General features: G+C 68.2%; 21 protein-coding genes. 6 read left to right on the top strand and 15 right to left on the bottom strand.

From position 1 onward, the window contains the following. Positions 1–133: 133 nt before the first annotated feature. Both def and recR read right to left on the bottom strand, forming a co-directional pair. On the bottom strand, positions 134–661 hold the full coding sequence (gene def, locus HZY97_RS03645; protein ID WP_180140663.1) for a peptide deformylase: 528 nt from the start codon (positions 659–661) through the stop codon (positions 134–136). Between the two features lie 49 nt (positions 662–710). Beyond that, positions 711–1307 (bottom strand): recombination mediator RecR, encoded by a 597-nt coding sequence (gene recR, locus HZY97_RS03640; protein ID WP_180140661.1) that lies wholly within the window; start codon positions 1305–1307, stop codon positions 711–713. Between the two features lie 142 nt (positions 1308–1449). Here recR and fmt point away from each other — a divergent pair, with 142 nt between their 5' ends. Both fmt and truA read left to right on the top strand, forming a co-directional pair. Next, a complete protein-coding gene (gene fmt, locus HZY97_RS03635; RefSeq protein WP_180140659.1) occupies positions 1450–2358 on the top strand; it encodes a methionyl-tRNA formyltransferase in 909 nt (302 codons plus the stop codon). Next, entirely contained in the window at positions 2355–3095 is a 741-nt protein-coding gene (truA, locus tag HZY97_RS03630; RefSeq protein ID WP_180140657.1) for a tRNA pseudouridine(38-40) synthase TruA, read from the top strand. The genes fmt and truA overlap by 4 nt, the downstream gene beginning before the upstream one ends. A 27-nt stretch (positions 3096–3122) precedes the next feature. On the opposite strand, the gene HZY97_RS03625 is transcribed toward truA, so the two are convergent. The 9 genes from HZY97_RS03625 to HZY97_RS03585 all read right to left on the bottom strand — a co-directional run bounded on the left by HZY97_RS03625 (position 3123) and on the right by HZY97_RS03585 (position 13751). After that, positions 3123–4313, bottom strand: coding sequence for a class I SAM-dependent RNA methyltransferase (locus HZY97_RS03625; protein WP_180140655.1), 1191 nt, complete (start codon positions 4311–4313; stop codon positions 3123–3125). After that, positions 4304–5698, bottom strand: coding sequence for an NAD(P)H-hydrate dehydratase (locus HZY97_RS03620; protein ID WP_180140653.1), 1395 nt, complete (start codon positions 5696–5698; stop codon positions 4304–4306). The genes HZY97_RS03625 and HZY97_RS03620 overlap by 10 nt, the downstream gene beginning before the upstream one ends. Next, positions 5695–5988 carry a hypothetical protein gene (locus HZY97_RS03615; protein ID WP_180140651.1) on the bottom strand — a complete coding sequence of 98 codons (294 nt, stop codon included), beginning with the start codon at positions 5986–5988 and terminating at the stop codon, positions 5695–5697. The genes HZY97_RS03620 and HZY97_RS03615 overlap by 4 nt, the downstream gene beginning before the upstream one ends. A gap of 142 nt (positions 5989–6130) precedes the next feature. Then, entirely contained in the window at positions 6131–7852 is a 1722-nt protein-coding gene (gene ilvD / locus HZY97_RS03610; protein WP_180140650.1) for a dihydroxy-acid dehydratase, read from the bottom strand. A 165-nt stretch (positions 7853–8017) separates the two neighbouring features. Beyond that, the gene (locus tag HZY97_RS03605; RefSeq protein ID WP_180140648.1) at positions 8018–8728 is read right to left on the bottom strand and encodes an N-formylglutamate amidohydrolase; all 711 of its coding nucleotides are present in this window, start codon (positions 8726–8728) and stop codon (positions 8018–8020) included. Then, a complete protein-coding gene (locus HZY97_RS03600) occupies positions 8725–9447 on the bottom strand; it encodes an enoyl-CoA hydratase/isomerase family protein (RefSeq protein WP_180140646.1) in 723 nt (240 codons plus the stop codon). Before HZY97_RS03600 ends, HZY97_RS03605 begins: the two co-directional genes overlap by 4 nt. Before the next feature lie 269 nt (positions 9448–9716). Beyond that, positions 9717–10517 (bottom strand): 4-(cytidine 5'-diphospho)-2-C-methyl-D-erythritol kinase, encoded by an 801-nt coding sequence (locus tag HZY97_RS03595; RefSeq protein WP_180140644.1) that lies wholly within the window; start codon positions 10515–10517, stop codon positions 9717–9719. Further along, positions 10514–12124 (bottom strand): tetratricopeptide repeat protein, encoded by a 1611-nt coding sequence (locus tag HZY97_RS21110; protein ID WP_180140642.1) that lies wholly within the window; start codon positions 12122–12124, stop codon positions 10514–10516. The genes HZY97_RS03595 and HZY97_RS21110 overlap by 4 nt, the downstream gene beginning before the upstream one ends. Continuing rightward, a complete protein-coding gene (locus tag HZY97_RS03585; RefSeq protein ID WP_180140640.1) occupies positions 12099–13751 on the bottom strand; it encodes an electron transfer flavoprotein-ubiquinone oxidoreductase in 1653 nt (550 codons plus the stop codon). Before HZY97_RS03585 ends, HZY97_RS21110 begins: the two co-directional genes overlap by 26 nt. Positions 13752–13878: 127 nt before the next feature. Between HZY97_RS03585 and HZY97_RS03580 the strand changes: the two genes are divergently transcribed. Genes HZY97_RS03580 through moaB form a run of 3 tightly spaced genes read left to right on the top strand, consistent with a single transcriptional unit; the run spans position 13879 to position 16908 of the window. Then, positions 13879–14598, top strand: coding sequence for a uracil-DNA glycosylase family protein (locus HZY97_RS03580; RefSeq protein WP_180140638.1), 720 nt, complete (start codon positions 13879–13881; stop codon positions 14596–14598). A 2-nt stretch (positions 14599–14600) separates the two neighbouring features. Then, entirely contained in the window at positions 14601–16394 is a 1794-nt protein-coding gene (locus HZY97_RS03575; protein ID WP_180140636.1) for a lytic transglycosylase domain-containing protein, read from the top strand. Further along, entirely contained in the window at positions 16381–16908 is a 528-nt protein-coding gene (gene moaB, locus HZY97_RS03570) for a molybdenum cofactor biosynthesis protein B (protein WP_180140634.1), read from the top strand. The genes HZY97_RS03575 and moaB overlap by 14 nt, the downstream gene beginning before the upstream one ends. A gap of 123 nt (positions 16909–17031) precedes the next feature. Here the strand turns inward: moaB and HZY97_RS03565 are convergent, their stop codons facing one another. Then, positions 17032–17532, bottom strand: a complete 501-nt coding sequence (locus tag HZY97_RS03565) for a YbjN domain-containing protein (protein ID WP_180140632.1) — start codon at positions 17530–17532, stop codon at positions 17032–17034. Positions 17533–17582: 50 nt separating this feature from the next. Beyond that, entirely contained in the window at positions 17583–17924 is a 342-nt protein-coding gene (locus tag HZY97_RS03560; protein ID WP_180140630.1) for a VOC family protein, read from the bottom strand. Positions 17925–17976: 52 nt separating this feature from the next. Here HZY97_RS03560 and HZY97_RS03555 point away from each other — a divergent pair, with 52 nt between their 5' ends. Then, a complete protein-coding gene (locus tag HZY97_RS03555; RefSeq protein ID WP_180140628.1) occupies positions 17977–19047 on the top strand; it encodes a PA0069 family radical SAM protein in 1071 nt (356 codons plus the stop codon). Between the two features lie 15 nt (positions 19048–19062). On the opposite strand, the gene HZY97_RS03550 is transcribed toward HZY97_RS03555, so the two are convergent. Both HZY97_RS03550 and HZY97_RS20815 read right to left on the bottom strand, forming a co-directional pair. Further along, positions 19063–19839, bottom strand: coding sequence for a hypothetical protein (locus HZY97_RS03550; RefSeq protein WP_180140626.1), 777 nt, complete (start codon positions 19837–19839; stop codon positions 19063–19065). Positions 19840–19843: 4 nt separating this feature from the next. Then, positions 19844–21943: a GDSL-type esterase/lipase family protein gene (locus HZY97_RS20815; RefSeq protein WP_218942857.1), complete on the bottom strand. Its 2100-nt coding sequence runs from the start codon at positions 21941–21943 to the stop codon at positions 19844–19846. Between the last annotated feature and the right edge of the window lie 120 nt (positions 21944–22063).

The following is a 22063-nucleotide window of genomic DNA, read 5'->3' as shown; positions in this document are numbered from 1 at the left end:
GACACTCACGCGCGGGCATATGCGGGCGCACGCGCGAGCACAGGCACCCGCGCACGAGTGCCCATGCGCGGAACATATACCGAACGATCCTTGTAGGACAGGAAAATTTCGGGGGCGCCACGGCCCCCGAGGATCAGGCCGCGGCGCGGCGGGCCTTGTTGAGCTTCTTGAGGATCATGTCGCGCTTCAGGCGCGAGAGGTGATCGATGAAGACGATGCCCTCGAGATGATCCATCTCGTGCTGGATGCAGGTGGCGAGCAGGCCCTCAAACGTCTCGTCATGCGCACCGCCCTGCTCGTCGAGCCACTTCACCCGGCAGCGCGCGGGGCGCTCGACATCGGCGAACTGCTCGGGGATCGACAGGCAGCCTTCGGTATAGACCGACTGCTCCTCGGCGGGATCGAGGATCTCGGGATTGATGAAGACGCGCGGCTCGCGGATCGGCTTGCCCTCCTCGTCTTCCTGCTCCTGCAGGTCCATCACGATCACGCGCTTGGGAACGCCCACCTGGATGGCGGCGAGGCCGATGCCGGGCGCGTCGTACATGGTGTCGAACATGTCCGCGATCAGGTCACGAAGCTCGTCGTTCACCTCCGCCACGGGTTCGGAGATGAGACGCAGACGCGGATCGGGTACTTCGACGATCGGTAGAATAGCCATGGGTGTAATTTAAGCTTTCGGGGCTTTTCGGGCAAGAGAGGGCGTGCCCCTAGGCCACCGGGCGCCGTGCGCGCAATGCCTGGGCGAGCGTGCCTTCGTCGAGATAGTCGAGCTCGCCACCCACCGGCAGGCCGTGGGCAAGCTGGGTAACGCGGACCGGATAGGTCTCGATCCGCTCGGCGATGTAATGCGCGGTGGTCTGGCCCTCGAGCGTGGCGTTCATCGCCAGCACGACCTCGTCGATGCCGCCCGCGGCGATGCGGGCGACGAGGCGATCGATGCGCAGATCCTCGGGACGGACGCCTTCGAGCGCCGAGAGGCGGCCGCCAAGGACATGGAAGCGGCCGGGGAAGAGGCGCGCGCGATCGAGCGCCCAGAGGTCGGCGACTTCCTCGACCACGCAGAGCGAACGGGCGTCGCGGCGCGGATCGGCGCAGATCTGGCAGGGGTTGGCGGTGTCGACATTGCCGCAGGTCGCGCAGGTCTCGAGGTTGCGGCTGACCGCGCCCAATGCGGCGAGCAGCGGATCGAGCGCGGTCTCGCGCTTCTTGAGCAGATGCAGCACCGCGCGGCGCGCCGAACGGGGTCCGAGGCCGGGCAGTCGCGACAGGGCCTGGGTAAGCGCTTCGATCTCGGGAGATGCCATGGGAGGGAGATAGCTATGCGGGAACGAAAAGGAAACTGGCCGTCATCCCGGCGAAAGCCGGGATCTCAGGCGACGGCGCGCGGAAGGAGCCGCACGAGATCCCGGCTTTCGCCGGGATGACGAGTAGGGCTAAGGGCTCTTCATGCGAGTGATATTCATGGGAACGCCCGAATTTGCCGTGCCGGTGCTCGATGCGCTGGTCGAGGCCGGGCACGACGTCGTGGCGGCTTACAGTCAGCCGCCGCGGGCCGGCGGGCGGCGCGGCAAGGCGCTGACGCCTTCGCCGGTGCAGGCCAGAGCGGAGGCGCTGGGGATCGAAGTGCGCACCCCGCTCTCGTTCCGCAAGGATCCCGAGGCGCTGCCGGCGTTCGAGGCGCTGGAGGCCGATGTCGCGGTGGTCGCCGCGTACGGCCTGATCCTGCCCCAGGCGGTGCTCGATGCGCCGAAACATGGCTGCCTCAACGTGCATGGCTCGCTGCTGCCCAGGTGGCGCGGTGCGGCGCCGGTCCAGCGGGCGATCCTGGCGGGCGACGCGGAAACGGGTGTCGGGATCATGCAGATGGAGGCCGGGCTCGATACCGGGCCGGTGCGGCTCGAGGAACGGACGCCGGTGGACGGCAAGACCGCGGGCGATCTCACCGCCGAGCTGAGCGCGATGGGCGCGCGGCTGATGGTGACGGTGCTGGCGGATTTCGACGGGCATCCCGCGGTGGCGCAGCCCGAGGACGGCGTGACCTATGCCGCGAAGATCGACAAGGCCGAGGCGCGGCTGGATTTCTCGCGGCCTGCGGTGGAGGTTGAGCGGCAAATTCGCGCGTTCAATCCGGCGCCGGGGGCGTTCTTCGAGTTCGGGGGGGAGCGGTTCCGGGTGCATGCGGCTGAGATTTTTGAGGGTGCTGGCGCGCCGGGCGTGGTGCTCGATGATGCGCTGACCATCACCTGCGCGGCGGGTGCGATCCGCCCCACCCTTGTCCAGCGCGCAGGACGCGGCGTCATGACGTCACGCGAGCTGCTCAACGGCCTGCAAATCCCCGCGGGCACCCGGCTTTGACGCGGTTCGCGCTGACCGTGGAGTTTGACGGCCGCCCGTTCATGGGCTGGCAGCGGCAGGATCATGGCCCGAGCGTGCAGCAGGCGATCGAGGACGCGGCGTTTGCGGTCACCGGCGAACGCGCCTCGGTGCAGGCCGCGGGGCGCACCGACGCCGGCGTCCATGGGCTCGGCATGCGCGCGCATATCGATATCGCGAAGCCGATCACCGCGTTCCGGCTGATGGAGGCGCTCAACGCACGGGTGCGGCCCAATCCGGTCGCGATCCTCGATTGCGTCGAGGTGGCGGACGATTGGCATGCGCGTTTCTCGTGTGTTGCACGCCATTATGAATACAGAATCTCAACAAGGCGGGCGCCGCTGACCTGGGAGAAGGGCCTGGCGTGGCGAGTGATCCCGCCGCTCGACGCCGGGCTGATGGCCGAGGGTGCGGCACGGCTGGTCGGGCGGCACGATTTCACCACCTTCCGCTCGGCGCATTGCCAGGCCGATAGCCCGTTGCGCACGCTCGACCGGCTCGAGGTGGTCGCGGAGGGCGAGCGGATCAGCGTCTTCGCCTCGGCGCGCTCGTTCCTGCATCACCAGGTCCGCTCGATGGTCGGCTGCATTGTGCTGGTCGGCCAGGGGCGCTGGACGCCCGACGACATGACCGCGGCGCTGGAGGCGCGCGACCGCGCCGCACTGGGGCTCAATGCGCCGTCGGACGGGCTGTTCTTCCTGTGGGCGGATTATCCCTAGGTCCCTCCCGCAAGCGGGAGGGTGGCCTTACCGGCTGAACTTCGCGGCCAGCTCGACATGGGTGGACCAGCGGAACTGGCCGACCGGCTGGATCCAGTCGAGCGTGTAGCCGCCTTCGCACAAAGTCTCCGCATCACGTGCGAAGGTATTGGGATTGCAGGATACATAGGCGACAAGCGGAGCGCGTGCCTTGGCCAGCTCGGCAACCTGTTCGCGGGCGCCGGCGCGCGGGGGATCGAGGATCACTGCTTCGAACTTGTCGAGGTCGGAGGTCGTCACCGGACGGCGGAACAGGTCACGATGATCGGCGAAGACCATGCGCTTGGCCTGCGCCGCGGCGGCCTTGAGCGCCAGGATCGGATCGCGCGCCGCTTCGCCGGCATAGACCTTGGCCTTGGGGAAGGCGAACGTGAAGGTGCCGAGACCGGCGAACAGGTCGGCGATCGTGCCGGCGCCGCCGACGATCTCCTGGACCGTGGCGATCAGCGCCGCCTCGCCTTCGGGCGTCGCCTGGAGGAAATTGCCGGGCGGGAACGCCACGGGCACGCCGCCGAGCGTGATCGTCACCGGATCGGGTTCCCAGCGCGCCGACGGGCCGAGGCCCTCGTCCATCGAGAAGCGGGCGAGCTGGTGGCGATGCGCGAAGGCATTGATCGCCTCGGCGGCGGCGAGGCCTTCGGCTTCGAGGCCGTCGAGCAGGACGTCGATGCCCTGATCGGCCCTGGCGAGGTGGACGTTGATCCGCCGCGACGTCGGCAGCAGCGCGGCGAGCAGGCCGCGCAGCGGCGCGAGCAGCGCGAACAGCTCGGGATCGAGGACATGGCATTCGGCCAGGTCGATGAGGTTGTGGCTGCCCTGGCCGGTGAAGCCGAGCAGCACCTGGCGGCCGCGGCGCTCGGCATGGAGCGTGGCCCGGCGGCGGGTGCGCGGGGGCGAGAGCAAAGGCGCGCGGATCTCGGTGGTGAGCTTGTGCTGGGCGAGCGCGCCGGCGACCCGGTCGGTGATGAAGCCGCTCCACGCGGTATCGTCGAGATGCTGGAGCTGGCAGCCGCCGCATTCGGGGAAGTGCCGGCAGGGCGGCTCCTGATGGTGCGGGCCGCGGGTGACTGTGCCCTGCGCGTCGACCTGGTCGCCGGGGGCCGCGAAGGGGATGTAGCGGCCGTCGTCAGTGACGCCTTCGCCGCGCCCCGCGACGCGGAGGACGGTGCTTAGAGACATTCGGAGATCGCCGGGGGAAGATGCATCGGCAGCGCATCGGCGATGAAGGCCGGTCCTGCAAGCCTTGCCGCGCGGGCGTGGAGCCAGACCGCGGCTTCGGCGGCGTTTTTGTTGCCCGAGGCGACCTGCGCGGCGAGCGTTCCCGCCAGCACGTCGCCGGTGCCGGCAGTGGAGAGCCAGGACGAGGCCTGGGCGAGCACGCGGACTTCACCGCGCGGCGTGGCGATCACGGTGTCGGCGCCCTTGTGGATCACGGTGGCGCGCGAGTCGGCGGCGGCTGTGAGCGTGCGGGTGATCTTGTCGCCTTCGCTCTCAAACATGCGGTCGAACTCGCCCGAATGCGGCGTGAGCCAGGTCGCGGCGGTGCGGCGCTGGAGCCAGGCGGCGGCGGACTTGCCGAGCAGGGTGCAGGCGTCGCCGTCGAGGATCAGCGGAAGATTGGCGCCCAGCGCCGCCTTGAGCAGCCCTTCGGCGCGGCGATCGCGGCCGAGGCCAGGGCCGACCACCACGGCGCCGATGCGGGTCTCGGTGAGGAAGTCCGCGAGATCGTCGCCATTGCTGACACGGTGCCGGACGAGCGCATCGGGGCCGCCGCTGCTGCCATCGGCGCAGGCGAGGATCGTGTAGCCCGCCCCTCCGGCCATCGCGGCGTGCGCGGCGAGACGGGCGGCGCCGGGCATATCGCCCTCGACCACCACGACCAGGCCGCGGCTATATTTGTGCGCGCGGGCGCCGGGGGCCTTGAGCTGTGGGCGCGAGACGCGGCGCCAGTGGCTCTCCACCGCTATGCCGATATCGGCGAGCAGGACCTTGCCGCAGCGCTCGAGCCCGGCGTCCAACAGATGGGCGGGCTTGAGCGCGGCGAGCGCGAGCGTGGCGCTGATCCCCCTGGGCGCACCGAGATCGGCGCCGCTGTCGGTGGCGAGGCCCGAGGGAAGATCGATCGCCAGCGAAAAGCGCGCGGCGTTCACCAGTTCGGCGAAGACCGGGGCAATGCCGCGCTCGAGCGGGCGGGTCACGCCGGTGCCGAACAGGCCGTCGATCAGCACCGGGCGAGGGCGTGCCTGGTAGAGCGAGGCGACCTCCCCGCCCCAGCGCTCGAGCATCACCCGGGCGAGCGGCGTGCCGGGCTCGCCACAGGCGGCGACCGCGACGTCATGGCCGGCTGCCTTCAACAATCGCGCGGCGACATAGGCGTCTCCGCCATTGTTGCCGGGGCCGGCAAGGACAAGGATCGGATCGCCATGCGCGAAACGCGCCGCCTCGCGCGCCACGGCGGCGCCGGCGCGCTCCATGACCGCTTCCTGGGGCTCGCGCCGGAACGCCACCTCTTCGGCGGCGCGCATCTGGGCAGCGGTGACGATCGGTACGCCGGGCGGGATCATTTGCCCGGTTTGGCCCCGCGCACGGTCGCAGGCAAGCGGTAGCGCGCACCGCCGATCGCGACTTCGATCTGATCGGGGGCGAGGATCGTGACCTCGGCCTTCTCGGCGCCGTCCGCCGCGATCACGCCGCGCCCGTCGGTGGTGACGAGAAGCCGGCGGAAACCGCCATCGGGGTGGCGGAGCGTCAGGAACAGCCCGTCCTGCGACTGGACCCGGTCGATCGTGCAGGCGAAGGAGAAGGTCTCGGCGCCGGGCGGGGCGCATTCGATGCGCCCTTCCGCCTTTTCCATCTTCTCGGCATGCGCTTCGTTGCGCGCTTCGGTGGCCTTGTCGCGGACCTGGACGTTGCAGCCAGTCAGGAAAAGCGTTGGCAGGGAAAGAAGGGCCGCAAGCGTTAGCGCCTGACGTGCCCTTCCCCTCTCCCTACCTGGTTCAGATATCGGCAAACACATGGGTTTCGGCGCTGGCTCCGGGGTGCGTGACAGCCCCCTTATAAGCCGGGCCGACATTTTGCGAGAAGCGCCAGAGCGCACCGGACTGGTAATCGTTCCGGCGCGGCTCCCACTTGGCGCGGCGCGCGGCGAGCACGTCCTCGGGGACGTTGAGATCGACGGTACCGGCCTCGGCATCGATGCTGATCTCGTCGCCATCCTCGACGAGGGCGATCGGGCCGCCCTCGGCCGCTTCGGGGCCGACATGGCCGATGCAGAAGCCGCGGGTGCCGCCCGAGAAGCGGCCATCGGTGATCAGCGCGACCTTCTCGCCCAACCCCTGGCCATAGAGCGCCGCAGTGGTCGACAGCATCTCGCGCATGCCGGGCCCACCCTTGGGCCCTTCATAGCGGATGACGACGACGGTGCCTTCCTTGATTGCATTGGCCTCGACCGCGGCGAAGGCATCCTCCTCGCGCTCGAACACCTTGGCGATGCCGGTGAACTGGAGGCGGTGCATGCCCGCGACCTTCACGATGGCGCCTTCAGGGGCGAGCGAGCCCTTGAGCCCGACCACGCCGCCGGTGGGGGTGATTGGCGTCTTGGCGTCGTAGATGACCTTCTGGTCGGGGTTCCAGGTGACCTGGTCGATGTTCTCGCCGAGCGTCTTGCCAGTGACGGTCATGCAATCGAGATGGAGCAGCCCGGTCTGCGCGAGCGACTTCATCAGCATGTAGATGCCGCCGGCCTCGTGCATGTCCTTGGCGACATAGCGGCCGCCCGGCTTGAGATCGGCCATGTACGGCGTCGACTTGAAGATCTCGGCGACATCGAACAGGTCGAATTCGATGCCCGCTTCGTGTGCCATCGCAGGGAGATGCAGCGCGCCATTGGTCGAGCCGCCGGTCGCGGCGACGATACGGGCGGCGTTCTCGAACGCCTCGCGGGTGCAGATGTCGCGCGGGCGGATATTCTGGGCGATCAGTTCCATCACCTGGCGGCCGGCAGCCACCGCAATCTCTTCACGCGACTTGTAAGGTGCCGGTGCCATGTTGCTGTTCGGCAAGGACAAACCGATTGCCTCGGCAACGCAGGCCATGGTGTTCGCGGTATATTGGCCGCCACAGGCGCCATGGCCCGGGCAGGCCGCCTTCTCGATCGCGGTGACTTCCGAGAGCGGGCATTTGCCGGCGGAATAGCGGCCGACCGCCTCGAACACGTCGATAACGGTGAGGTCACGCTCCTGATAGCGGCCCGGCAGGATCGAACCGCCATAGACGAAGATCGACGGCACGTTGAGGCGGAGCATCGCCATCATCATGCCGGGGAGCGACTTGTCGCAGCCAGCGAAGGTGACGAGCGCGTCGTAGCAATGGCCGCGGACCGAGAGCTCGACCGAGTCTGCAATGACCTCGCGGCTGACCAGCGAGGACTTCATCCCCTGGTGGCCCATGGCGATGCCGTCGGTCACGGTGATCGTGTTGAAGCGCCGCGGCATGCCACCGCCCTCGTTCACGCCGGCACGGCACCAGTCTGCCTGCTGATCGAGCGTGGTGTTGCAGGGCGCGCTGTCATTGCCCGCCGAGGCGATGCCGACGAACGGCCGGGCGATCTCCTCCTCGGTGAGGCCCATGGCGTAATAATAGCTGCGGTGCGGTGCGCTCTCGATGCCGACGGAAACGTAGCGGCTGGGGAGCTTGGACTTGTCGAATCGGCTGGTCATGATGCGCAAGCCTATGTCGTGGATGAGGCGTTTTGCGCAAGACTATTGCGCAAAGAAATTTCTCGATCGCGCTAACGCAAGGTTGTTCCCCGGCGAAAGCCGGGGCCCAGGGTAGCAAGCGACACGGCAGAGAAACACTGGGCCCCGGCTTTCGCCGGGGAACTGCTAAACCTCGTCAGACGTGAGATGCCGCGCCAGCTCGGCCAGCACCCCCGCCCATTCCTCCACCCCCGCCGCATCGCGGATCAGGTCGTTGCGGATTTCGATCGCCACCGAGGGAATCCCCTGCCCTTCCGCATGCCGGTTGAGCGTCGCGTTGAGCAGGCGGCCCGAATAGGGCTCGTTGTCGCCGGTGACATAACCGCGGCTCTCGAAGAACTGCACCGTGGGGTGCGCGGCGCGGGTGTCGCGGTTGTAGAGCACGCCGACCTGCCAGGGGCGATCGGTGCCGCCATGTTCAAGGCAGGGCGTGAAGCTGTGGATCGAGAGGATCAGCCTGGGGCGCTGGGCGCGGATGCGGTCACGCAGGAGGCGGTGATAGGGCGCGTGGAAGCGGGCGATGCGCGCGGGCTTGTCGACGCTCTCGTTGCCCGGGATCAGGTGGCCGTCGCTGCGGTGCGGGATCAGGCCGATATGGTCGGGCTCGCGGTGGAGATCGATCACCAGGCGCGAGACGGTGGCGAGGATCGCGGGGGCGTCGAGCTTCTGGGCGAGCGCGCGGGTGACGGCGGCGGCGCCGATATCGATCGCGATATGGAGATCGAGCAAAGCCGGATCGATGCCGAGATCGATATCCGCGGGCACGGCGTTGGAGGCGTGGTCGCACAGGAGCAGGACATTTTGCGCGCTGCCCTCGAGTATCTCGGCGGCGCTCACCAGGCCGGGTTCCGGCGTTCGCGAAAAGCGGTAAGGCCCTCGGCCAGCTCAGCGCCGCCAAAGGCGTCCTCAAAGCCCTGGTCGGTCTGCTCGCCGCGCAGCGTGCGCTTGAGCAGCTTCACGGCTTCCGGGGCATTGCCGGCGATGGCGCTCGCCATGGCAGTGGCGGTGTCGATTGCCTTGCGGGTCTTCAATTCGACCAGGCCGATCTTGTGGACCTCGTCAGGGCGCAGCTTGTCGCCGGTGAAGAGCAGCAAGGCGGCGATGCCCTTGCCGACCAGCGCCTCGAGCCGGGCGACATCCTCGCGCGGATAGCCGAGGCCGAGGCGCGCGGGGGTGATCGCGAATTCGGAGAGGTTGCCCGCGATGCGGATATCGGCGGCCAGGATCAGCGCCACCGCGGCGCCGAAGCAGCCGCCATCGACGGCGGCGATGACGGGCATGGGCAGCGCGGCGATCGCCTCGATCCCATCGCGCATCGCCGTACGGAATTGGGTGCGCAGCGCGGGATCGGCCTGGAGCTGCTCGAACTCGCGAATATCGGCGCCGGCGGAGAAAATCCCGGCGACATCGGACTTGAGGATCACCGCGCGGGCATCGCCCACTTCGCGCGCGGCGGCGGCGAGCGCCTGCCAGGCGGCGATGGGGAGTGCGTTCCGCGCCTCGGGGCGGGCCAGAGCGATGGTGGCGACGGTGCCGCTGCGCGTGACTTGGATCATTTAGTGGCTCTGCCCGAATGGCGGCCTGCTGTTAAGGGGATGGGGCGGGCCAGGGCCAAATGCCCCTGCCCGCGCCACCAACGGACGTTCTGCTCCCGGCAGGCGATCCGCTGGGGATGGTGTACGGACGAAAGTGAAAAGGGCGGGTTTTCGAGGGTGGTTAATCGCTCCACTTTCCTGCTCCCCGGCGAAAGCCGGGGCCCAGGGCCACAAGCGGTTCGGCAGAGAAACCCTGGGCCCCGGCCTTCGCCGGGGATCCGCTTGGGGAATCAGGTTAGACTCGTCGCCAGGAGCCACCAGCCCTTGGGAGCGATCGCGGCCGCAGCCGCATCGCGACTCGCTTCGCCGTCGAACAGCGCGAAGCACGTCGCGCCCGAGCCGGACATGCGGGTGAGCACTGCACCCGGCTGCTTCACCAGCATATCGAGCACCTCGTCGATCACCGGCGCGATTGCGCGGGCGGGCGGTTCGAGGTCGTTGCGGCCTGCGCGCGGATCGGCGGGCAGCGGGCCGTGGTCGATACCGTCCCAGCGGCGAAACACTTCGGCGGTGGAAACCGCGACGCCCGGATTGACCAGCAGCACAGGTGTGCCGGGCAGGCCGGGCACCGGCTCGAGTTGTTCGCCCCTGCCTCGACCGATCGCACTGACGCCATAAAGGCAGGCGGGGACGTCCGAGCCCAGCGCGTCGGCGATCGGGAACATCGCGTTGGGCGTGACACCGTGGAGTCGGCCGAGTGCCCGCAGCGTCGCCGCCGCATCCGCCGAGCCGCCGCCAATGCCCGAGGCGACCGGCAGGCGCTTGTCGAGCGTGATCGCATGCGTGCCGCCGCCGAATTTCTCGCGGAAACTGCGGGCGGCGCGGGTGACGAGGTTGTCGCCCTCCCCGTCCAGCCCGGCCGCAAACGGGCCGGTGAGCGCGAAGCTGTCGGCATCGGCCGGTGCGACGGTGACGACATCGCCATCCGCCACAAAGGCGAACAGCGTCTCCAGCTCGTGATAACCGTCCGCCCGCCGCGCGCGGACGTGCAGCGCCAGATTGAGCTTGGCCTTCGCGATCTCGACGATCACTGGGTCAGCCCGTCCGCGAGCTTGGCCTTGAGCCGGGCGGTGTCGGCCTCCTCCGCAGTGACCTGGGCGGCGCGCCAGGCATAGCGTGCCTCCATGCGGCGGCCGAGCTTCCAATAGGCGTCGCCGAGATGCTCGTTGGCGTGGGCATTGCCGGGATCGGCGCGCACCGCCGTCTCGAGCAGCGGGACCGCGCGGGCGAGCTGGCCCTCGGCATAATAGGCCCGGCCGAGCGAGTCGGTGATCTCGGGATCGTCGGGCTTGAGGGTGCGGGCGCGCTCGAGCAGCGCTTGGGCGCCGGGCAGGTCGACGCCGCGCTCGACCTGGGCATTGCCGAGCCAGGCCAGCGCCTCGGGTTCCTGGGGCGCGAGCGTCACCGCGCGCTGGAGCACGGGCAGCGCCTCGTCCCATTTGCCGGCGCGATCGAGCGCGGCGCCGCGCAGATAGTTGAGTTCCCAGCCACCATCGCCCTCGGCCTTGCCGAGTGCACGGCCATAGGCGGAAGCGGCATCGTCGAAGCGGCCATTCTGGTAGAGCAGCTCGCCATAGGTGCGCAGATCATGTGCGGTCGCGCCCTGGGCGGCAGCGAGCTTCTCGGCAAGCGCCAGTGCTTCGGGCAGACGGCCGGCGCGGCGGAGCGCGCCCACCTGCCCGGCCGCGGCACTGCGCGCGAAGGGACCGTCGAGGCGGATGCCGGCAAGCATGTCGAGCGCGACATCGGTGGCGTTGCTGCGCGACAGCGCGTCAGCGAGCAGCAGGCGGGCGCGATCCTCCTGCGGGTCGAGCAGCAAGGCGGCGCGGGTCAGCAGTATCGAGAGCGGCGCCATGTCGGCGTCGCGCAGGTCGCTGGCGAGGCCGAGGAACAGATGCGCGGCGCCGAATGCCGCATCGGGATTGCCGGCCCTGGCCTGGCGCTTGCGCCACGCCTTGGAGGCGCCGGCGAGGCCCGAGAGGATAGTCTCCGCCTTGTCCTTGCGGCCCGCGCGGAGCAGCGCGATCGCCGCGTCGATGCGTGGATCCTGCGCCTGCTCGACATTGCTCGAGGCGGCGAGCGCGAACAGGGCTTCATCGGGCTTGCCCGCGGCGATCAGCAGCAGCACCCGGTGACGCTCGGCAAAGGGCGTGGCGAGCCCGTTGCCGCGCGCGGCATCGAGCAGCGGCATCGGATCCTGGCCGCGATCGAACGCGACCCAGGCGCGCAGCACCGGGACGAGGAAATCGAGCTGCGCCTGCGAGAGCCGCGTCAGCGCGCGGTCCTCGCCGATCCCGTCATGATCGTGCAGCGCGACGGCGAAGGCGAGCAGCGCGGTGTCGGGCGGGGCGACGGTGGCACGATCGAGGATCGCGGCGGCACGGCTGGCGAGCGCGAAATCACCGGCGGCGAGCCCCTGGCGATAGGCACGCATCGCCAGAACCTGATCGTCGGGCACCGTATCGAGCGCACGGGCATAGCCGGCAGCGGCCAGCGCCGCCTCCCCCGCCGCATCGGCGGCGCGGGTGCGTGCATAGTCGCGCAGATCGACTTGCGGCGGAGCGGCCTGCTGGGCCGCGGCGGGCAGTGTCGCCGCGAGCGCCAGGACAAGGCTACATGTTCGGATAATTGGGGCCACCGCCGCCTTCAGGGACCACCCAGTTGATGTTCTGGGTGGGATCCTTGATGTCGCACGTCTTGCAGTGGACGCAATTCTGCGCGTTGATCTGGAAGCGCAGATCGTCGCCTTCGCCGACAACTTCATAGACACCCGCCGGACAGTAGCGCTGCGCCGGCTCGGCGTACATCGGAAGATTGTAGTGAATGGGGACTTCAGGGTCCTTCAGCGTCAGATGGACCGGCTGGTCCTCCTCGTGATTGGTGTTCGAGATGAACACCGAGGAGAGACGATCAAAGGTCAGCACGCCGTCGGGCTTGGGATAATCGATCTTCGGCGCTTCGGAGGCGTGCCACAGCCCCTCATTGTCGGGCTTGTGCTGCATCGTGAAGGGCCACCGGATGCCGAGCAGCTCGCTCCACATCGCCGCACCCGCGAGCATCGTGCCGAGCTTGTCGCCGAACTTCTTGACCAGAGGCGCCACGTTGCGGACGCCGCGCAGCTCCTTGTAGACCCAGCTCTTCTCATAGGCCTCGGGATAGGCGGCCAGCTCGTCCGCCTCGCGGCCGGCGGTGACTGCGGCGAACGCCGCCTCGGCCGCCATCATGCCGCTCTTCATCGAGGTGTGCGTGCCCTTGATCCGCGGCACGTTGAGGAAGCCCGCCGCATCGCCGATCAGCGCGGCACCGGGAGCAACGAGCTTGGGCACCGACTGCAGGCCGCCGTCCGAGATGGCGCGGGCACCGTAGGAGACGCGCTTGGCGCCCTTGAGGATCGCGGCGATCTCCGGGTGCGTCTTCCAGCGCTGCATCTCTTGGAAGGGCGAGAGATAGGGGTTCTTGTAGTTGAGCCAGGTGACGAAGCCGAGCGCGACCTGCCCATCGGCCTGGTGATAGAGGAAGCCGCCGCCGTTCGCGCCCTTGGTAAGCGGCCAGCCCTGGGTGTGGATCACCCGGCCCTGCACATGCAGCGCCGGATCGATGTCCCACAGCTCCTTGATGCCGATGCCGTAGATCTGCGGCTGGCTGTCCTTGTCGAGCTCGAAATTGCGGATCATCTGCTTGGTCAGGTGCCCGCGGCAGCCTTCGGCAAAGAAGGTATATTTGGCGTGGAGCTCGAGGCCAGGCTGGTAATCGCCCTTGTGCTCGCCGTCGCGCGCGACGCCCATGTCGCCGGTGGCGACGCCCTTCACGCTGCCATTGTCGTTGTAGAGGATCTCGGCGGCGGCGAAGCCCGGGAAGATCTCGACGCCCAGCTCCTCGGCCTTGCCCGCCAGCCAGCGGCAGAGATTGCCGAGCGAGCCCGTGTAGGTGCCCCTATTGTGCAGGAACGGCGGCGTGATGAACTCGGGGAAGGCCATATGGCCCTTCTCGCTCAGCACCCAGTGATGGTTCTCGGTGACCGGCGTCTGCGCGAGCGGGCAGCCGTCCTCGCGCCAGCTCGGCAGCAGCTCGTCGAGCGCCTTGGGATCGATCACAGCGCCCGAAAGGATATGGGCGCCGACTTCGGAGCCCTTTTCGAGGATGCACACCGAAAGCTCGCCGCCAGCCTCGCTGGCCAGCTGCTTCAGCCGGATCGCCGCCGAAAGGCCCGCGGGGCCCGCGCCGACGATCACGACGTCATAGGGCATCGACTCCCGTTCGCTCATCATCGCATCCTTCTAGTCTTGGTCTGGCACACGCCGCACGCCTGTCTCGTCGCAAGCTGGCAACGTCCTGTCCCTTGGTCGATGAAGGCAGATTGACCCGCCCGTCAAGGCATGACTCTTAGGCAGCGTGGGAGGCGAATACACAGCAGATTGGGGGCGAACCCTCGCGAGCGCACTCGAATGGTGGCGTGACGCGGGTGTCGAGACACTCCAGGAAGACGAGGCTCGCGACTGGCTCGCGCAGCCCGCGCCCGTGCAGGCGGCGCAGATTGCCGTAGCGTCGCCCCAGCCAGAAACCCTGCCCGATACACTCGCCGCCTTCACGGCCTGGCGCACCGGCGAGACCGTGCCCGAGGCGGCGTGGATGACTCCGTTGGTCGGCCCGAGCGGCCCCGCACAGGCCGCTTTGGTGGTGCTGACCGACATGCCGGAAAGCGACGACCAGAGTGAACTTCTGGCCGCCGGACCGGTCGGAACCCTGTTTTCGCGGATGCTGACCGCGGCCGGAATCGCCCGCGATTCGGTCTATTTCCTGTCGCTCGCCGCCGCCCGCCCTCTCGCCGGGCGGATTTCGCCCGACCAGGAAGACCGGCTGATCGAGATTGCGCGCCATCACCTGAAGCTGCTGCAGCCCACTAAGCTGTTGATTTTAGGACAAACGGCGAGCCGTGTCGTACCTGAGACGAACGACGCGGCGGCAGCGAATGGTTTAGTCGATGTTAACCATTTCGGCGGAAAAACGCAGGCGTTGGCGAGCCTGCACCCGCGTTTCCTGTTGGAACAGCGGCCCGCCTCAAAAAGCGAAGCCTGGAAGCATTTGTTGCTGTTGACCCGGGGGAGCCTGTGACCATGCGTATCCTGCTTGCCGCTGCGCTTCTGGCGTCCACGGCACTGACCACCGCCGCCCATGCCGATGCAACGGGCGCCGACGACAATTCCTCCGCTGCTGCCCCCGCCCCGCGCGAAGGCGACGGCATTCCCGAGCAGCTCGATAGCGACCAGAAGGCCGGATACCGCAAGGTGTTCGCCGCGATCCGCGCCGAGCGCTGGCAGGATGCGCAGCTCCAGCTCGATTCGATGAAGCCGGGTCCGCTCCATTCGATCGCGCGCGCCGAGCTCTACACCGCCAAGAATTCGCCCAAGGTCGAGCTGGCGCCGATCCTCCAGCTGATCAGCGACGCCCCCGAGCTCCCGCAGGCCGACCAGCTCAGCCGCATGGCCAAGACCCGCGGCGCGCTGACCACGCCTGCGATCCCGGTCGCCGCCCGGCTGGTCTGGTATGATGGCGCCCCGGTCCGCCAGCGCGCCCGCTCGATCAAGAGCGACACCGCCGCCACCGAGATCGCGCTCGCCATCCAGCCCTATGTGAAGGCCGATCAGGGCGCACCCGCCGAGGCCGTGGTTACCCAGTTCGAAGCCGATCTGACGCCCGAGGCGAAGACCGAGTGGCAGCAGAAGGTTGCCTGGATCTATTATGTCGCCGGAGACGACGACAATGCCCGCCGCGTCGCCGCCAAGGCGCAGGACGGGATCGGCGAATGGGCGCCGCAGGCCGATTGGGTCGCCGGGCTCGCCGCCTGGCGCGAACAGGATTGCGCCGGCGCCACCGCCGCCTTCGAGCGCGTCGCCACCCGCGCCGCCGATACCGAGCTGCGCTCCGCCGGCCTCTATTGGGGTTCGCGCGCCGAGATGGCGTGCGGCCATCCCGACAAGGTCGCGGTAAAGCTGCGCGCCGCCACCCAATATAGCGAGACCTTCTACGGGCTGCTCGCCAAGGCCGCGCTCGGCATCGACGAGAAGCCGAGCCGGGGCGAGAAGTTTGTCGCCGAGGATTGGCGCGCGCTGGAGCGTCGCCCGAATGTGCGCGTCGCCGCTGCGCTGGTCGAGATCGACGAGGACGACCTGGCCGACGAAGTGCTGCGCTACCAGGCGAAGCTGGGCACGCCCACCGAACATGCTGCGCTGACCCGCCTTGCCGGCCGGCTCAATCTGCCGAGCACCCAGCTCTGGCTCACGCATAATTGCCCGCAGGGTACCCAGCCGCTGGTCGAGGCGCGCTATCCTGCGCCGAACTGGACGCCGGCGGGTGGCTGGCGCGTCGACAAGGCGCTGGTGTTCGCCCACACGCTGCAGGAATCGCGCTTCAATTCGGAGATCCGCAGCGCCGCGGGCGCGATGGGCCTGATGCAGGTCAAGACCGGCGCGGCGATCGATATCGGCCGGCGCAACGGCATCACCTATGCCGCCAGCGACCTCACCAAGCCTTCGGTGAACATGGAGATCGGCCAGTCCTATCTCGAGCAGCTGCGCGACCAGCCCTTTACCGGCGGGCTGCTGCCCAAGGTGATTGCGTCCTACAATGCCGGGCCGACGCCCGTCGCCAACTGGAACGCGATGATCAAGGATGGCGGCGATCCGCTGCTCTATATCGAGAGCATCCCCTATTGGGAGACGCGCGGCTATGTGATGACCGTGCTGCGCAATTACTGGATGTACGAGAACCAGGAAGGCCGCAAATCGAGCAGCCGCGAGGCGCTGGCGCAGGGCCTGTGGCCGAAATTCCCGGGCATGCAGGGCCCGTCGGCGGTCAAGCTGAGCGTCAAGAAGCTCGCTTTCCATCAGGACAGCAATGCCAATCGATAACGCAGTCGCGTTCCGCCCGGTGCGGATCGCAGTGCTGACGGTTTCCGACACACGGACCCTCGCTGAAGACCGCTCAGGCGACCGGCTGGTCGAGCGGCTGACCGCCGCGGGGCATTTGCTGGCCGCGCGGCAGATCGTGCGCGATGATGCGGATGCGATCGTCGCGCAGCTTCACGCCTGGATCGACGATGCTTCGGTCGAAGTGGTGCTGACCACCGGCGGCACCGGGGTTACCGGCCGCGATGTGACGCCCGAAGCCCTCGCCCGCGTGTGGGACAAGGAGATCCCTGGTTTCGGCGAGCTGTTCCGCTGGCTGAGCTACCAGTCGATCGGCACCTCGACGATCCAGTCCCGCGCGACTGCGGGCGTGGCGCGCGGGACCTATATTTTCGCACTGCCCGGTTCGACCGGCGCGGTCACCGATGCGTGGGACGGGATATTGGCGAGCCAGCTGGATGTGCGCCACAAGCCGTGCAACTTCGTCGAGCTGCTGCCGCGGCTGGGCGAGCGCTGAGGGACTAACTTCCCGAGCGGGTCCGCTGGCATGCTGTTCCCCGGCGAAGGCCGGGGCTCAGGGTCCCAAGCGACACGGCAGAGAAACCCTGGGCCCCGGCTTTCGCCGGGGAACAGGCAAGCGTCACCGCTTCAATTCCTTCACGAAGAAATCCGCTGCCTCGCCCAGCATCGAGTTCCACCAGTCGAGCGTGTCGGTGAAATTGCGCTTCGTCGTGCCGCCGATCATGCCGATGTCGTAGGACAGCACGAAATTGCCATTCTCCCGCACCGAGGCGCTGATGAAGCGGTGGCCGGCATTCCACTTGTTGGCGAGCGCGATCCCTGCCCCCTCTTCCTTGGAGAAGGAGACTTCGAAGCGCAGCGAATCGCAGTTCCGATGCTGTTCGCAGCCGTAGAAATAGACGTCGAACCGGTAAGGCTCGCCCGTCACTTCGACCATCGGATCGCCATTCTCGTCCTTGGCCAGCTTCGCATTGAGCTTGGCGGCGAGCATCGTCTGGACGATCGTCTCAGGCGCGTTGGCGCAGACCAGGTCCTTGCCGCAGGGCGCACGGTCCTGCGCGGCGGCGGGCATCGCCCAGCCGGCCAGCGCCGCGGCGGCGGTGATTGCGATCAGGCGCATCGGCACTCCCCCTTTGCGCCCAGCCTATCACGCCGCCACCGCGCGGCAATTCATTCCGGCTCGTTGACGAACACGCCCAGGCCGTTGCCGGCGGGATCGCGGAAATGGAAGCGGCGGCCGCCGGGGAAAGCGAAGATCGGCACGACGATCTCACCGCCCGCCGCCTTCACCGCCTCGAATGCTGCCTCGAGATCCTGCACTTCGATTACCGGCAGCAGCTGCTCGATGATGTGATCGGTGCTGCCATTGATCCCGAGATCGGTGTCGCCAGTGGTGGTCGCAGCATAGTCCGGGCCGAAATCGGTGAACGCCCAGTCGAACGCCTTTGCATAGAAATCGCGCGTGCCCGCCACATCCTTCGACGGCAGTTCGAGATAGCTGATCCGTGCCATGAAATCCTCCAATGTTCTTGCTATGTTCTAGCGCCAGGCCTAGGCTTTGGCAATGGCGAAGAATCGTCCCGTCCGCGGCGCCACGCTGAATGAAGCGAGCAGCCGCTTCAACCTGCCGGCGCGCGAGGCGGACGGCGAATGGCTCGACATGCGCGAGGCGCTGGACGACGCGCCCCCACCCCTGCGGACCAGCGTGACGGTAGAGCGGGCGCGGACGATCATCACCCGCAACCAGTCGCCCGACATTGCCTTTGATCGCTCGATCAACCCGTATCGCGGCTGCGAGCATGGCTGCATCTATTGCTTCGCGCGGCCGACGCATGCCTATCTCGATTTGTCGCCGGGGCTCGATTTCGAGAGCAAACTCTTTGCCAAGCCCGATGCGCCGGCGCTGCTGCGCACCGAGCTCGGCAAGCGCGGCTATGTCTGCCGGCCGATTGCGTTCGGTACCAATACCGATCCCTATCAGCCGATCGAGGCCGAGTGGCGGATCACCCGGGGATGCATCGAAGTGCTGGCCGAGCATGACCATCCGTTGACGATCACAACCAAGTCGAACCGGGTGACGCGCGACATCGACATCCTCGCGCCGATGGCGGCCAAAGGGCTGGCGGCGGTGATGGTCTCGATCACGTCGCTCGACCCCAAGATCGCGATGACGGTGGAGCCGCGCGCGCCGCATCCGGAGAAACGGCTGCAGGCGGTGCGGCAGCTCGCCGATGCGGGGATCCCGGTGTTCGTCTCACTGGCACCGGTGATCCCGCAAGTGACCGATCACGAGATCGAGCACATCCTCGAGCGCGCGGCGCAGGCCGGAGCACGCACGGCGTTCTTCCTGCCGGTGCGGCTGCCGCACGAAGTCGCCCCGCTGTTCCGCGCCTGGCTCGACACGCATTTCCCCGATCGCGCGGGCAAGGTGATGGCGACGATCCAGTCGATCCGCGGGGGCAAGGACAACGACCCCAATTTCCACACGCGCTTCCGCGGACACGGTCCTTGGGCGGAGCTGCTGCGGACTCGGTTCAAAATGGCGGCCAGGCGCTACGGGCTCGACCGCGAAGTGCTGCGGCTGCGGACCGACCTGTTCAGGCCACCGAGCGGGCCGCAGGGCGAGTTGTTCTGAGCCGCGCCGCGCGCCTCAGTTCCTGAGCTTCGAAATCGGCAGCGAGGCGACGCTGAGCGCCTGTTCCCGGCTCAGCACTTCCAGCACCGGATCGGCGAGCCAGGCGTCGCCGCGTCCCCAGAGGAGAAAGCCATAGCTGATGTGGTTGGCATAGGAGGGCACCGGCCCGACGATGAGATCGACCTGCTGCCAGCCATGCGTGCCCCGGATCGGCTTGTGGCGCGTATCGCCGCCCCGATAGCGACGATTGCGCGCATCGCCGGCGGCGAGCCAGAACCGGACCTCCCCCGCCTTGCGGGTCATGACGCGCGCGGAGAAATGGACGTAGCGCCCGTGCATCCCGTCCGCCGCCACGATCCGGCGAAGCTGGGCGAACCCCTGTGCGGCAGAGGGCAGCGCGCCGATGCAGAGCGGCTTGCCATCCGTCGGCACGCGGAATCGATAGTCCCCGATCGCATTGCCTGTCCGCTGCCAGACCGCGGGACCAAGTATGGGCTCGTCATCATCGCGCCAGCGGATCGTCCCGGTCGCATCGGGGGCGATCACGCTCTGCGTACGGATGCCTTGCGGGACCGGCACGGCGTCGATCGGGTCGCCATCGCGGCCGTAGCAACGCGGCACCGCGCGAACCACGATCTCGCTGCCTTCCGCCTTCCGGACCCCGACGACGATAATCTCGTTCGACGGTTCGGCGTCCTGCGGCGCCTCCTGGCGGACCGCGGACGCAGGCGCGGCCAAAGCGAGGCAGGCCAGCACGCTCCACACCGGCGCACAGGCGATCCCCGCGCGCATCGTCCTAGCTGCACATCGTGTCGAGCGGCAGCATCGCGGGGGCCGGCGGCTCCTTCAGCCCCCTGGCCGCCATCGCGCCGTTCAGCCCCTGGGGCTGCGGGGTAAGCGCGGGGTTCAGCTCGGGGGCGTAATAGGGGTCCTTGCCCGCCTCAGCGAGGCTGACGAAGCGGTAGCCCTTTTCGCGATAGAGCGCGACGAGTTGGGGCATCATGTGCGCGTCGAAGGCGCCGAGGTGCATCAGCAGCACATAGGGGATGTCGCGGTCATAAAGCGCATGCGCCATGGCGCGGGCACGATCGGCCTGGACCGAGGCATTGCCGAGCCAGGCATGCTCCATCGCCAGGATCGCATTGCTGTCGCCCTTCGCCACGCAGCGGGCATAGGCGTTGTTGTATGCCCAATCGGAGAAATCCATCGTCACCGTGGCGACCTTGTAGCCCTTGTCCGCCAACAACTTGCGGATGCGGGCGCGGCGCTCGGGGTTGGCGGCGGCCTCGGAAAGGAACGGGTAGCGGAACCAGTGCCAGTCGGCGGCGCCCATCTTGGCCTTGAGGATCGGCTCGTTCTTCTCGAGTTCGCTCAGGAATTGCTCGTCGGTCAACTGGTCGAGATTGGCGTGGCTCCAGCCATGATTGCCGAGCGTCAGTCCCGCCGCGCGCCATTTGTCGAGCACCGGTGCCGAGGCGGGCTCGTTCTGCAGCTGAACGCCATTGAGGAAGCCTGTCGCCGGCGCGCCGCCCGCCTTGAGCGCGGCGATGATCTGCTCGGCGATGCCGACACGCGTATAGCCCGCGGGCAGCGGCGCATGCGCGGTGAGGTCGTCGAAGGTGAAGGCGATGGCCGGCGTGGGCTCCGCGGGCGATGCGGCCACCCTGCCCTTGTCCTTCACTAGGCTCGAGAAGAGCGACAGCGGCACGGCATCCGCCATCGCCTGATAGCCGGCAACCGAGGGGTGGAGGCCGTCATTGTCATAGGCCTTGCGCAGCCTGGTCGGCGCGGCGGGATCGCGCATCGCGGCGTCGAGATCGATCACCCCGTCGAAATTGCCGGGGGTACGGATCCAGGCGTTGATCGCGGCGCGGTCGGCCTCGTTCGCGGCATCGGGGTGGTAATAGGCCGAGCCGCCATAGGGCGTGATCGTCGCGCCGATCACCTTGATGCCATGCGCGCGGGCGCGGGCGACCATCTGGCGATAGGCGCCGATCATCCCCTCGACGAGCGCGGCATGCACCTCAGGCGTCGCCGGCGCGTCACGGGTGAGCACGCCGAGATCGTTGACGCCCTCGAAGATCACCAGATGGCTGACCCCCGGATAGGTCAGCACCTCGCGGTCGAACCGCGCCATCGCATTGGGGCCAAGCCCGTCGTTGAGCAGCCGGTTGCCGCCGATCCCGGCATTGAGCACCGCCATGTCGGCCAGCGCCGGGGTGGCGCGCAGGCGGAGCTGGAGCGCGTCCGTCCAGCGCGTGTTGCTGTTGGCGGGGACGCCGTATCCGTCGGTGATCGAGTCGCCGAGGATGACCACGGCCGACGCCTTCCCCGACGCGACTTCGATCGCGCCGATCTGATACCAGCGCTCGGCGGTCTTCGCGCCGGGCAGGTCGGCATCGGCGCTGTGATCGCCATGGAGATAGTAGCTGGTCGCGCGCGAGCCGGGATGGCTGGTCTGCTGTGCCGGGGCATCGGGCAGATAGAGCGTCAGCGCCAGGTCGGCGCCGGCCTTGACGGGCAGCGCGATCGGATCGGACCAATAGTCCGCCCCCGCCGGGATCGTGACGCTCTTCGCGCCGCCAAAGGTGAGCCGAACCAGACTGGCCGCGTCGATACTTGCCGAAGCCGGATCCACCGCTCGCGCGATCGTCGCGGCGCCGATTCGCAGCGATTGGGTGCCATAGGCATTGGTGAGCCGCACGCGCATTTTGCTGCCGGCGATCTGGATGCGGACGAGCTGGCGCAGCGTCGCGTCCTTCAGATCCTCGTTCGGCAGGGCATTGTTGCCGGGGATCATCTGCGAGGTCGCCCAGGCGGTCACCCAGCGCTCGCCCGGCGGCGCGACGGCGCCCAGCAGCAGGACGAGCACAGCCAAGCGCGCGATCAGCCCCATATCCCTCTCCCAACCATGCTTATCGTTATGATAGCGCTACCATATCCAAGCCACGGCAGAGCGCAATGCCGTTGTTATCTGGAAGGATGCGGGGAAAATGGTGGGCCACCGTGCGGGAAC

Origin of the sequence: Sphingomonas sp. R-74633 (assembly GCF_013416555.1) — a bacterium.
GTDB lineage: Bacteria > Pseudomonadota > Alphaproteobacteria > Sphingomonadales > Sphingomonadaceae > Sphingomonas.
The sequence above is the reverse complement of the archived record's forward strand: the minus strand, read 5'-3'. Positions and strand labels throughout refer to the sequence as shown.

What these genes read in the sequence shown, in the direction of transcription:
- def (WP_180140663.1), bottom strand. Translation starts at nt 661, where the DNA reads ATGGCTATTCTACCGATCGTCGAAGTACCCGATCCGCGTCTGCGTCTC.
- recR (WP_180140661.1), bottom strand. Translation starts at nt 1,307, where the DNA reads ATGGCATCTCCCGAGATCGAAGCGCTTACCCAGGCCCTGTCGCGACTG.
- fmt (WP_180140659.1), top strand. Translation starts at nt 1,450, where the DNA reads ATGCGAGTGATATTCATGGGAACGCCCGAATTTGCCGTGCCGGTGCTC.
- HZY97_RS03625 (WP_180140655.1), bottom strand. Translation starts at nt 4,313, where the DNA reads ATGTCTCTAAGCACCGTCCTCCGCGTCGCGGGGCGCGGCGAAGGCGTC.
- HZY97_RS03620 (WP_180140653.1), bottom strand. Translation starts at nt 5,698, where the DNA reads ATGATCCCGCCCGGCGTACCGATCGTCACCGCTGCCCAGATGCGCGCC.
- HZY97_RS03615 (WP_180140651.1), bottom strand. Translation starts at nt 5,988, where the DNA reads ATGGAAAAGGCGGAAGGGCGCATCGAATGCGCCCCGCCCGGCGCCGAG.
- ilvD (WP_180140650.1), bottom strand. Translation starts at nt 7,852, where the DNA reads ATGACCAGCCGATTCGACAAGTCCAAGCTCCCCAGCCGCTACGTTTCC.
- HZY97_RS03600 (WP_180140646.1), bottom strand. Translation starts at nt 9,447, where the DNA reads ATGATCCAAGTCACGCGCAGCGGCACCGTCGCCACCATCGCTCTGGCC.
- HZY97_RS03585 (WP_180140640.1), bottom strand. Translation starts at nt 13,751, where the DNA reads ATGAGCGAACGGGAGTCGATGCCCTATGACGTCGTGATCGTCGGCGCG.
- HZY97_RS03575 (WP_180140636.1), top strand. Translation starts at nt 14,601, where the DNA reads ATGCGTATCCTGCTTGCCGCTGCGCTTCTGGCGTCCACGGCACTGACC.
- moaB (WP_180140634.1), top strand. Translation starts at nt 16,381, where the DNA reads ATGCCAATCGATAACGCAGTCGCGTTCCGCCCGGTGCGGATCGCAGTG.
- HZY97_RS03565 (WP_180140632.1), bottom strand. Translation starts at nt 17,532, where the DNA reads ATGCGCCTGATCGCAATCACCGCCGCCGCGGCGCTGGCCGGCTGGGCG.
- HZY97_RS03560 (WP_180140630.1), bottom strand. Translation starts at nt 17,924, where the DNA reads ATGGCACGGATCAGCTATCTCGAACTGCCGTCGAAGGATGTGGCGGGC.
- HZY97_RS03555 (WP_180140628.1), top strand. Translation starts at nt 17,977, where the DNA reads ATGGCGAAGAATCGTCCCGTCCGCGGCGCCACGCTGAATGAAGCGAGC.
- HZY97_RS03550 (WP_180140626.1), bottom strand. Translation starts at nt 19,839, where the DNA reads ATGCGCGCGGGGATCGCCTGTGCGCCGGTGTGGAGCGTGCTGGCCTGC.
- HZY97_RS20815 (WP_218942857.1), bottom strand. Translation starts at nt 21,943, where the DNA reads ATGGGGCTGATCGCGCGCTTGGCTGTGCTCGTCCTGCTGCTGGGCGCC.